5 protein-coding genes are annotated in these 12,184 nt (G+C 60.4%); all 5 read right to left on the bottom strand.

All coding sequences use genetic code 11. The features are described 5' to 3' along the window. Positions 1-515 (bottom strand): protein adenylyltransferase SelO family protein (locus tag K0F75_RS25985; protein ID WP_257604478.1); only part of this gene is annotated, 515 nt, incomplete at its 3' end. A gap of 48 nt (positions 516-563) precedes the next feature. Beyond that, positions 564-3,926 (bottom strand): mechanosensitive channel MscK, encoded by a 3,363-nt coding sequence (mscK, locus tag K0F75_RS24095; protein ID WP_219064473.1) that lies wholly within the window; start codon positions 3,924-3,926, stop codon positions 564-566. A 35-nt stretch (positions 3,927-3,961) separates the two neighbouring features. Next, a complete protein-coding gene (locus tag K0F75_RS24090) occupies positions 3,962-5,704 on the bottom strand; it encodes a potassium/proton antiporter (RefSeq protein ID WP_219064472.1) in 1,743 nt (580 codons plus the stop codon). A gap of 262 nt (positions 5,705-5,966) precedes the next feature. Then, positions 5,967-7,769 (bottom strand): acyl-CoA dehydrogenase, encoded by a 1,803-nt coding sequence (locus tag K0F75_RS24085; protein ID WP_219064471.1) that lies wholly within the window; start codon positions 7,767-7,769, stop codon positions 5,967-5,969. Between the two features lie 213 nt (positions 7,770-7,982). Next, a complete protein-coding gene (gene putA / locus K0F75_RS24080; RefSeq protein WP_219064470.1) occupies positions 7,983-11,936 on the bottom strand; it encodes a trifunctional transcriptional regulator/proline dehydrogenase/L-glutamate gamma-semialdehyde dehydrogenase in 3,954 nt (1,317 codons plus the stop codon). Between the last annotated feature and the right edge of the window lie 248 nt (positions 11,937-12,184).

Raw genomic sequence — 12,184 nt, 5'->3', positions numbered from 1 at the left:
GCTGCGCGCTCCTGCTTCTCCCGCCATACCGGCGTGCTTGAGCCGATCACGCACGCGGCCCGACTGCTGGGGATGCCCAGTGCGTGCAAGGCTTCAGAGGCCAGAAACTCGCGGATCGATGAGCGCAATACCGCCCGGCCATCGCCCATGCGTGAGTAAGGGGTCTGCCCGGCGCCCTTGAGGTGCAAGTCCCAATGTTCGCCAGCGTCGTTGTAAACCTCGCCCAACAGCAGGCCACGACCATCGCCCAACCGTGGGTTGTAGGCGCCGAACTGGTGACCTGAATACACCATGGCCCTCGCATCGGCGTCGGCCCAGAGTTTGTGCCCACTGAAGATTTCGGCGAAGACCGGCAGTTCGGCCTGTGCCGGATCGAGATCAAGCAGCGCCAAGGCGGCAGTACTTGCGACTACCAGGCGCGGATCAGCGATGGGCTCGGGCAGGACCGAAGTGGAGAACGCATCCCCCAGGCGGGCGAAGCGGTTGTCGAAGGTCAGTTCGTCGAGGGCTTTCAAGTGCCACCTCCAGCAGAATGTCCGACCATTCTGCTGGGATTAAGCGTGTCAGTCGAGCCTGATGTCCGGTGGCTCGGGTACGTCCTTGGCGGCAGGGGGCGTCGCCGGGACCGGAGCGCTGGTTTTTTCTGCGGCTTCGATGGGCACCATCTTGTATTCCTGACCCTGCATGTTCTTGAGGTAGACCTCCACCTGCCGGAACGAGATGTTGATGTGCTGTGCCTTGAACTCTCGGTTAATGAAGCGGTTGATCTCGTCGAGCACCGGGTTGCGGTCGCCGAGGTCTCGCACGTGCATGCGCAGCTCGTGGTCGAGGGTGCTTTCGCCGAAGTTCAGGAAGTACACGATAGGCGGCGGGTCTTTGAGCACCCGTGGGTTTTCGTGGGCGGCCTTGAGCAGCAGATTGCGCACCAACTCCAGGTCCGAGCCGTAATCGACCCCCAGTTTCAGGGTGACGCGGGTGATGGTGTCGGTCAGCGACCAGTTGATCAGTTGCCCGGTGATGAAGGTCTTGTTCGGGACAATGATGTCCTTGCGGTCGAAGTCGGTGATGGTCGTGGCGCGGATACGGATCTTGCTGACCGTGCCCGACAGGTTGCCGATGGTGATGGTGTCGCCGATCCGCACCGGACGTTCGAACAGGATCATGATGCCGGAGATGAAGTTGGCGAAAATCTCCTGCATCCCGAAACCCAAACCGACCGACAGTGCCGCGACCAGCCATTGCAGCTTGTCCCAACTCACGCCCAGCGCCGACAGGGTGGAAACGAAACCGACCCCGGCAATCGCATACGACAGGAGGGTCGTCGTCGCGTAGGCGCTGCCCTGGGCCAGGCTCAGGCGTGACAGCACCAGCACTTCCAGCAGGCCAGGCAGGTTGCCAGCCAGTACGACGGTGATGCAGATGATGATCAGTGCGCCAATCATGTCGCCGAGGCTGATCGGCACCATGCTCATGGTCGCGCCGGTGCCGCTGGTGTATTCGTAGAGGGTGATGTTGTCCAGATAGGAGAACACCGTGATCAGGTCGGACCAGACCCAGTACAGCGCGCCGATGAAGCCGCCGAGCAAGGCCAGACGAATCAGGCGCAAGGACTGTTCGTTGACCTGTTCGATGTCCAGTGTCGGCTCTTCGATCACTGTGTCGCCATCGCCGCTTTCCTTGGCCGCCTGACGTTTGCTCAGGGCGCGCTGGTAGGCCAGGCGTCGTGCCGCTACGCCCAGGCCGCGGATGAAGGCGGCTTCGATCACCAGCCACAGCATCAGTAAGTACAGGGTGTTGATCAGTCGATCACTGAGTTTCAGTGCCGTGTAGTAGTAGCCGAAGCACACCGCGATGAACAAGGCGATCGGCAGGGCGGTGAAAATCACGCCGATCGCTTTGCGGAACAGCGACGCGCTCTCGCGGGTGGGGCTGCTGATCAGCAAACGGCTTAGCAGCCAGGTCATCATGGCGTAGCACGTCAGAACAACGGCAATCCCCAGGACGTCGTCGGCCAGCGCGGCAGGTTGATGTTCCGCCATCGCGACGACGGCGACCAGCGCCAGCACCACCAGGCCCAGGCGGCGAATCCAGCCTCTGAGGAATTCAACCTGCGGTTTTTCCCAGCGGAAATGCAGTTGTGCGACGCCGCCCGGCGCGAGAACTCGGTAAGCGGTATAGAACACCAGCCAGGCCAGGGCGATTTGTAGCAAGGCCGAGCCCAGGTTGGCGTTTTGCCCCCGGGCGTCAATTTGCAGGGCGTAGCCACACAACGCCAGGCCCAGCGCCACGGGCATGGCCAGCAAGATATTGATCAGGATCGCCAGCGGCGTTTGCCATTGGCTGTCGCGTTTGAAGTGGCCGATATCGGAGTGCAATTTGTTCAGCTTGCTGTAGAGCGCTTTGCGCTTCCACACCAGTGCGCCGATCAACAGCAGCAGTGGCAGAAACAGCAGGGGTCTGCTTGTCAGCCCGTCTGCCAACTCGCTGACACTCGAAGCCCACGGAAGGGTGGCGAGCTGTTTTGTCAGGCGCGGCTGGATGCCTTCTATCCATTCCAGGTCCAGCGGTTTGTTGCTGGGAATCCAGAACATCTGTTCGTCGAGGGTGGAACGCAGGCTCAGCGCCGTGCTGACCAGCTGTTTTTGACTGAGCTGCAGGGTAATGGACTCATTGAGCAGTGCGCTCAGCTCACGGTTCAAACGTTCCAGCAGATCGCTGCGGGTGGTCGCAAGGTCAAGCAAGGTTTTGCGCAGCAGCGGTGTAACGTCTTCTGGCGGCTGGGTGGCGAGCAGCTTTTCGACATAAGCGCTTGGGCTGCTGATCAACTCCCGCTGTTGATTGACTTCGAATTGATACAGGCGAATGTCGGCGATTTCATCGGCCAAGCCATTGTCGAGCGTCAGGTGCGGCAGGGCCTGTTTCTGTTTATAGAGGATTTTGGACAGCAGCAGACTGCCTTTGAGAACGTTGATCTGTTCATCCAGCGCCTGATCGCTTTGGGTCAGGCTGTCCAGCTGTTGCTTGGTCTTGAGGTTTTGCTGGGTCAAATCGTTGAGCCGGTCGGTGCCGCGCAACAGGTAATCCGAGAGTTTGAGGTTGGCCGCGCTTTCAGTAGCCAGCAGGCTGCTGCTGCCCGCTTTTTGCGCTTCGATGGACAGTTGCGTGACGGTTTGTTGCGACTGGGCCCGGCGCTTGTCGTTGATCAGGGTTTGCAGGTCTTGAATTTCCTGCTCTTGCCGGCGGACACGCTCGGTCAACAGGTCATGCTGGCTGTTGCCGAGGTCCTGCAGCAGGCTGTTCCCCGCCAGTTCCTGACGGCGCAATACGGTCACGGCGTTGAGCGAAGCCAATTCTGCGTTGAGCTGGTCGCGCTGGTCGGCGCTGATGGTCTTGCCGCCATCCTTGCCTGACTTGAGGAGGTTATTGATCTGCTGGGCGCGGGTCTGATTGCTACTGATCTCGGCCTGCGCCCGTTCCGGGCGGGTCTGGGCGGTGATGGTCAGGCTGTTGGCGTCGTTCAGGCTCTTCTGCAGGTCACTGAGCTGAGTACTGCGCTCGGTGAGCAATTGTTCGAGTGGCGGCACGTCGAGATTGGCGTAACGCTGGGTCGTCGGAACAGCCTTGCTGGCTTTGAGACGGGTCAGTTCGCGCTGGTTTTCCGTCGTCTGGCGCGGAGCCTGGCTCAGTTGCTGTTTGAGTTCGGTCAGACGCTTTTCAGCGTCTTCCTTGCTGGTGATCAGCGTCAGGGTTTGCTCAAGCACCTGTTGCAGGGCTTTTTGATCCGCGTCGGGCAATTTGCGTTCGGCAATTTTATCCAGACTTTGCTGCACGGCACTGCGGGTGGGCGGCTCGGCAGCCTGTGCGGGAACGGTAGAGAGGCAGAGCCCAAGCAGGGCGGCAACAAAAAAAGTGCGCAGGTTGAGCATAAGTACCGGTCGAACTGATCGAAGAGAGAGGGAGTTTAGAGGAACAACCCAGGACCTGGGCGGCTCCCTTCGGGAAATTTGACGCCGACTTTAAGGATCTTGTTCCCGTCCATCACCGCAACGGTCCAAATTGTACCGTTCCATTCGATCTGATCGCCGACCACTGGTTCGCCGCGATTCTTCTGAATGATGAATTGGCTAAGCGGCATATCCGGATCCAGGCCGTCGAGTTTCAAACCGTACAATGCCGCGACAGGCCCGAGCTGAGCGTCTCCCTCGAGGACGAAGTCGCCGAAGAAACGTAAATCCAGACCGCGTTGCGGGGCCTGGCTGAACAGCTTGCCCAGGGCAGACAGGTCATGTTCATGGCCGATCACGCAGAGCAGATCACCGACTTCGAGGGTGGTACTACCCGACGGATGGAGCAGTTGTTGGCCCCGAAACAGGGCCGCGATGCGGGTGCCCTCGGGCATTTTCAGTTCACGCAGGGCGGCGCCGATGCACCATTTTTCAGCACCCAGGCGGTAAACGAACAGTTCCCACTCACTGGTGGCATGCACTTCCAGTGCGGCGCGTGAAATCGGTGCCGGTTCTGGTGGTACGGTAACTTTCAGCAGTTTGGCGACCCACGGCAGGCTCGTCCCCTGGACCAGCAGCGAGACCAGTACGATAAAAAATGCGAGGTTGAAATACAGCTGCGCATGCGGCAACCCGGCCATCAACGGGAACACCGCGAGAATGATCGGCACCGCGCCGCGCAGACCGACCCAGGCGATAAATGCTTTTTCCCGATCATGGAACGCTTTGAATGGCAGCAGGCCGACCAGCACCGACAGCGGTCGGGCAAACAGAATCATCCACAGTGCCAGACCCAGCGCGGGCAGGGCGATGGGCAGTAAATCATGCGGCGTTACCAGCAGGCCCAGCACCAGGAACATGCCGATCTGCGCCAACCAGGCCATGCCGTCGAGCATGTGCAGAATGCCGTGGCGACTGCGGATAGGACGGTTGCCAAGCACCAGGCCGCACAGGTACACCGCCAGGAAGCCGCTGCCATGGATGGCGTTGGTCAGGGCAAACACCGCCAGCCCGCCGCTGATCACCAGAATGGGGTACAGGCCGTTTGCCAGATTGATCCGGTTGACCAGTTGCAGCATCAGCCAGCCGCCGCCCAGACCGATAATCCCGCCGATACCAAACTCACGAATCAGATGCCCCAGCAGGCTCCAGTGCAAACCGGTTTCGCCGCTGGCGAGCATGTCGATCAGGGTCACGGTCAAGAAAACCGCCATCGGGTCGTTGCTGCCGGATTCGATTTCCAGGCTGGCGGTAACCCGTTCGTTCAGGCCTTTACCGCCCAGCAGCGAGAAGACCGCGGCGGCATCGGTCGAGCCGACGATCGCGCCAATCAACAGACCTTGAATCAAATTCAGATTAAACAGCCATGCGGCCGCCACCCCGGTCAACCCGGTGGTGATCAGGACGCCGACCGTTGCCAATGACAGCGCCGGCCACAGCGCAACCCGGAAGCTGGCGACGCGTGTGCGCAAGCCGCCATCGAGCAAAATCACCGCCAGGGCGAGGTTGCCGACCAGATACGCCGTTGGGTAGTTGTCGAAAATGATCCCGCCGCCATCGACGCCCGCTGCCATGCCCACCGCGAGGATGATGACCAGAATCGGGATGCCGAGACGCGAAGAAATGGAGCTGACCAGGATACTTGCACCCACCAGCAACGCGCCGATCAAGAACAGGCTGTTGATGGTTGTTGCATCCAAGGGCGGTACTCCAGAAAGCAAATTCAAAAGGCTGGGCGCGAACTGCCTATGCAGTCCGCGTGCCAAGCGATTCTAACCTGTTGAATTGGCTGGCTGTCAAAGCTTTGTCTGTTTGGGACCTGGATCAGCCGGGAAGATTTGCCTTATGACGTGCGCGACAGCGAGGAACTGCTCGCCTTGACGGCTATTGATCCGCCCCATCCGTTTGGGTGCCAGGGCGCTGAGCCGACGCGGCTCAACGCTCAGTGAGTCTGCCTGCCCGTTAAAACCAGGCGTCTTGCATCGACAGGCAGGTGTCATCCCGCGCTTCGAGAATCGCCAGTTCGTGATGGCAGCCGGGTACTTCCCACGTCAGGAAGTACCGGGCGGCTTGAAGCTTGCCTTTATAGAAGCCGACGTCGGCTTCATTGCCCTTTGCCAGGCCTTCTTCGGCGCGGATCGCTTGTTCCAGCCAGCGCCAGCCGATCACGGTATGACCGAACGCTTTCAGGTACAGCGCCGAATTGGCCAGGCTGCTGTTGACCTTGCCCTGCGCCAGGTCGGTCAGCAGGCCGATGGTCACGGTTTGCAGGCGTGCCACCAATTGCTCCAGCGGTTGGCGCAGCGGCGTTAAACCTTCATGGGCCTGTGCGCGTGCTGCGGTGTCGGCGATCAGGCGGATCAGTTGCTTGAGTCCGGCACCGCCGTTTTGCCCCAGTTTTCGCCCGAGCAGGTCCAGCGACTGAATGCCGTGGGTGCCCTCATGAATCGGGTTCAAGCGGTTATCGCGGTAGTACTGCTCCACCGGGTATTCGCGGGTGTAGCCATGGCCGCCGAGAATCTGGATCGCCAGTTCGTTGGCCTTGAGGCAGAACTCGGAGGGCCAGGATTTGACGATAGGCGTCAGTAAGTCGAGTAGCTCGTGGGCCTGCTTGCGGATCTCTTCGGTTTCCCCGGTGGAGGTGTCATCAAATAGCCGCGCCGCATACAGACCGAGGTCGAAGGCGCCTTCGACGTAGGCTTTCTGCGTCAGCAACATGCGTTTGACGTCGGCATGCTGGATGATCGCAACCGGCGCGGTTTCCGGGTTTTTGCTGTCCGGCAGACGACCTTGCGGGCGTTCGCGGGCGTACTCCAGTGAGTACAGATACCCGGCGTAACCCAGCATCACGGCGCCCATGCCGACGCCGATCCGTGCTTCGTTCATCATCTGGAACATATAGCTCAAGCCTTGATGCGGCTTGCCCACCAGATAACCGACACACTCGCCGTTATCACCAAAGTTCAGCGCCGTGGAGGTGGTGCCGCGCCAGCCCATCTTGTGGAACAACCCGGCCAGCAGCACGTCGTTGCGCTTGCCCAGACTGCCATCATCGTTGACCAGAAACTTGGGCACGATAAACAGCGAGATGCCTTTCACCCCGGCAGGCGCGTCAGGCAGCTTGGCCAAGACCATGTGCACGATGTTTTCCGACAACGGATGATCGCCGCCAGAGATAAAAATCTTGTTGCCGCGCAGGCGATAGCTGCCGTCTGCGGCAGGTTCGGCGCGGGTGCGAATGTCCGACAGCGACGAGCCGGCATGCGGTTCGGTCAGGGCCATGGTGCCGAAAAAACGTCCGTCGATCATCGGCTGCAAAAAGCGCTGCTTCTGTTCTTCGCTGCCAAAGCTTTCGATCAGATTGGCCGCACCCATGGTCAGGAACGGGTACGACGTCGACGCGGCATTGGCCGATTGAAAGTGCGCAAAGCAGGCTTGCGACAGCAGCGTAGGCAGTTGCATACCGCCCGCCTCGAAGCTGCGCGCGGCACTAAGAAAACCCGCTTCAAGGAACGCATCCACCGCCGGTTTGACTTCCGGGATCAGGATCGCCTCGCCATTCTCATAGCGCGGCTCGTTCTCGTCACCCTTGCGGTTGTGCGGGGCGAAATACTTTTCCGCAATGGTCCGTGCCGTACCAATCGCCGCATCGAAGGTCTCGCGATTGTGCTCGGCGAAACGCTCGCGCTGGGTCAGGGCTTCGGCATCGAGCACTTCATACAGCTCGAAAGCCAGATTACGGGAACTGAGCAGCGTCTCGGACATGGCGGCCTACCTTTTTTAGAATGCTCGGAGTCTAGGCGGTGGCGCAGGCTGCTGAATAGCAAGATTGATGCGGGTGATAGAGGGGTAAAACGGGGCGATAACAGTGTGTCAGGCAGACCGAGTCAAGCTGATCGCGGGCAAGCCCGCTCCTACATGAAATACGGAACCCATGTAGGAGCGGGCTTGCCCGCGATGGAGGTACAGAGGATCGGGTTACCCAATCGTCATCAAGCTGGCATTTCCTCCTGCTGCTGCAGTGTTCACGCTCAGCGCGCGTTCGATCACCAGACGTTCCAGCGCGATGTTGGTTTCGCCGTGCGACAGACCTTGAACCCCGACGATAGCGCCAGCGCGTTTGGCGACTTGCTGGCAGACCGCTCGCAGTTGGTCGGAGTCGCCGTGATGCAGGACTGCATCGATGACCACTTCGTCCTTGTTCCAGTCAGCGATCAACTGGATGCGTGCCTGTACTTCTTTAGGCAAGCGAGCGCGCAGCGGTTTGCTTACGTCGTTTTCCGGTACCACAGCCGTGCTACCGACTGCCAATACGGCGGCCAGTTGGATCAACAGGTCAGCTTCGATGTCTGCCAGACACAGCACGTGCTCGCGGGGTAGCAGGCTGTAGCTGTTGCGTTCGCCGGTCGGGCCGTTCAGCAAGCGGATGGTGCCGCTTTGCGACTGCTCGGCGAACTGTTTGCACAGCGCGCCCAGCGCGTCTTGCTGGTGACTGCTGGCCCAGGCTTGCAGGGCGCCGAGCGGTTTGCTCATGGCTTCACGCATCTGGGTGTCCGGTGCAGCCAGCGCATCGCCGCGAGCAAAGGACTGCTCGATGGCATCCACCGGCCGGGTCGACAGCAGGCGATAGAGGTACAGCGGTCCACCGGCTTTAGGTCCGGTGCCCGACAAACCTTCACCACCGAACGGCTGCACACCCACTACAGCGCCAACGATGTTGCGGTTGACGTAGACGTTACCGGCATTGACCTTGTCGACGACCTTGGCGATGGTTTCGTCGATGCGCGTGTGCACACCGAGCGTCAGGCCGTAGCCCGAAGCGTTGATCTGGCCGATCAGCTGGTCCAGTTCCTTACGCTTGTAGCGCACCACGTGCAGCACCGGGCCGAAGATCTCCCGTTGCAGTTCGTCGAAGCTTTCCAGTTCGATCAAGGTGGGCATCACATAGGTGCCGCGCTTGATTTCCGCGCTGTCGGCAATCGCCATCTGGTACACGGTGCGGCCTTTGTCGCGCATGGCCTGGATGTGTTTCTCGATCCCGGCTTTGGCTTCGGCATCGATCACCGGCCCGATATCCACGGACAAACGCTCCGGGTTGCCAAGACGGCATTCAGCCATGGCACCTTTAAGCATTTCGATCACGCGGTCGGCAGAGTCTTCTTGCAGGCACAGCACACGCAGCGCCGAACAGCGTTGACCGGCACTGTCGAAGGCCGAGGACACCACGTCGATGACCACTTGTTCGGTCAGCGCGGAGGAGTCGACGATCATCGCGTTTTGTCCGCCGGTTTCGGCGATCAGCGGGATCGGCCGACCTTGTGCGTCCAGACGCCCGGCGATGTTGCGTTGCAGCAAGCGTGCGACTTCGGTAGAGCCGGTGAACATCACGCCCTTGACCCGATCATCACCGACCAGACGTGCGCCAACCGTTTCACCACGGCCAGGCAGCAGTTGCACCACGCCCTCGGGGATGCCGGCTTCAAGTAACAAGCGCACCGCTTGTGCGGCAATCAGCGGGGTTTGCTCGGCGGGCTTGGCCAGTACCGGGTTGCCGGCGGCCAATGCGGCAGCGACCTGACCGCTGAAAATAGCCAGCGGGAAGTTCCACGGACTGATGCAGACCACTGGCCCCAGGGGACGATGCGCGTCGTTGGTGAAGTCGTTGCGCGCCTGCACTGCGTAGTAACGCAGGAAGTCCACGGCTTCACGCACTTCGGCGATGGCGTTGGCGAAGGTCTTGCCGGCTTCACGCGCCAACAGGCCCATCAGCGGCTGGATTTCACCTTCCATCAAGTCAGCGGCACGTTCCAGGATCGCGGCGCGTTCTGCGGGGGGTGTCGCTTGCCAGATAGGGGCGGCGTTGAGTGCGCACTGGATGGCGTTATCGACGTCTTCCAGATTGGCTTCCTGAACGTGACCGACCACATCACGCAAGTCCGACGGGTTCAGGACAGGCACGAAAGCGCCAGTGCTCGCCGGGCTGCCAAGCATCGGCGCGGCTTTCCAGTCGTTGTGCGCGGTTGCCAGCAATGCCGAGGACAGCGACGCCAGGCGGTGTTCGTTCGCCAGATCGATGCCGCTGGAGTTGGCGCGAGCCGGGCCGTAGAGATCACGCGGCAGCGGGATACGCGGGTGTGGCAGGCCGAAGCCGCCTTCCTGCGTCGCCATCTGCTCGATGCTGCTCACTGGATCGGCCACCAGTTCCTGAATGGCGATGGAGTGGTCGGCGATGCGGTTGACGAACGAGGTGTTCGCACCGTTTTCCAGCAGGCGACGTACCAGGTACGCCAGCAATGTTTCGTGGGTGCCGACCGGTGCATAGACCCGGCATGGACGGTTCAGCTTGCCATCGGCAACCTTGCCCACCACTTGTTCGTACAGCGGTTCGCCCATGCCGTGGAGGCACTGGAACTCGTACTGGCCGGGGTAATAATTCTGACCGGCGATATGGTAGATCGCTGCCAGGGTATGGGCGTTGTGCGTGGCAAATTGCGGATAGATGACTTCCGGCACCGACAGCAGTTTGCGTGCGCAGGCGATGTAGGAAACGTCGGTGTATACCTTGCGGGTATAGACCGGATAGCCTTCCAGGCCGTCGACCTGGGCGCGTTTGATTTCGCTGTCCCAGTACGCGCCTTTCACCAGACGGATCATCAGGCGATGGCGGCTGCGACGGGCCAGGTCGATCACGTAGTCGATCACGTACGGGCAACGTTTCTGGTACGCCTGAATCACGAAGCCAATGCCGTTCCAGCCGGTCAGTTGCGGCTCGAAGCACAGGCGTTCCAGCAGATCCAGCGACAGTTCGAGACGGTCGGCCTCTTCGGCGTCGATGTTCAGGCCGATGTCGTATTGCTTGGCCAGTAAGGTCAGCGACAACAGGCGCGGGTACAACTCTTCCATGACGCGCTCGTACTGTGCACGGCTGTAGCGCGGGTGCAGGGCGGAGAGTTTGATCGAGATCCCGGGGCCTTCATAAATGCCACGACCATGGGACGCTTTGCCAATGGAGTGGATCGCTTGCTCGTAGGACGCGAGGTATTTCTGCGCGTCGTGTTCGGTCAGGGCCGCTTCACCGAGCATGTCGTAGGAGTAGCGGAAGCCCTTGGCTTCGAAGCGGCTGGCGTTGGCCAGGGCTTCTGCGATGGTTTCGCCGGTGACGAACTGCTCGCCCATCAGGCGCATCGCCATGTCCACGCCTTTGCGGATCATCGGCTCGCCGCTTTTGCCAATGATCCGGCTCAGCGAAGAGGTCAGGCCTGTTTCATTGTGGGTGGCGACCAGTTTGCCGGTCAGCAACAAGCCCCACGTGGCAGCGTTGACGAACAGCGAAGGGCTGTTGCCCAAGTGCGGCTGCCAGTTGCCGGTGCTGATCTTGTCGCGAATCAGTGCATCGCGGGTGCCCTTGTCCGGGATGCGCAGCAGCGCTTCGGCCAGGCACATCAGTGCCACGCCTTCCTGGGAGGACAACGAGAATTCTTGCAGCAAGCCCTGGACGATGCCGGCACGGCCGCCTGCGCTTTTCTGGTTGCGCAGTTTTTCGGCGATGCTCGCGGCCAGTTTCTGGGTGGCCTCGGCCATGCTCACTGGCAGGCGCGCCTGTTCCAGCAGCATCGGTACCACTTCAGGTTCCGGGCGGCGATAGGCAGAGGTAATCGCTGCTCGCAAAACCGATTGCGGCAGGATGCTTTCGGCGAACTCGAGGAAGCACTGGTGGGCGATGTCTGCTGGCAGGCCGACGTGGTCGTCGCCATCCTTGAGTGTCAGCCCGTTCAATTCCGTCAGGGTTGCACCCCCTTCGAGTTTTTCCAGGTAGTTGAAAATCGCCTGCTTGATCAACCAGTGTGGCGTGCGGTCGATTGATTGAGCAGCGGCTTTCAATCGCTCACGGGTAGGGTCGTCAAGTTTGACACCCAGGGTGGTCGTCGCCATTTTTTGTCCTCGTTATCGCCACCACGGTGTGGCATCAGCTGGCGCTCAGATTAGCCTCGCGTTTGCCGGGGTGCAACCTAGTGCAACCTATTTTCATCGGAAATTGTTTGCTCATCTCGAAAAACGAGTGACGCCCGGAATCAAGCGCGCTCTTCTGGTGCTTTTAATTATGTAAAGGCGCTGCTTTGCTCCGAAAAGAAGCAAAAAACATCCCGATACGTAAAAGAACCGATAAGGTGCAACTTATT

It is taken from the genome of Pseudomonas sp. UMAB-08 (genome assembly GCF_900095225.1).
Lineage (GTDB): Bacteria > Pseudomonadota > Gammaproteobacteria > Pseudomonadales > Pseudomonadaceae > Aquipseudomonas.
Note: the sequence above shows the minus strand (reverse complement) of the source record. Positions and strands in the feature narration are given on the sequence as shown.

Excerpts from the sequence above, each read along its gene's own strand:
- mscK (WP_219064473.1), bottom strand. The coding sequence starts at position 3,926 with ATGCTCAACCTGCGCACTTTTTTTGTTGCCGCCCTGCTTGGGCTCTGC.
- K0F75_RS24085 (WP_219064471.1), bottom strand. The coding sequence starts at position 7,769 with ATGTCCGAGACGCTGCTCAGTTCCCGTAATCTGGCTTTCGAGCTGTAT.
- putA (WP_219064470.1), bottom strand. The coding sequence starts at position 11,936 with ATGGCGACGACCACCCTGGGTGTCAAACTTGACGACCCTACCCGTGAG.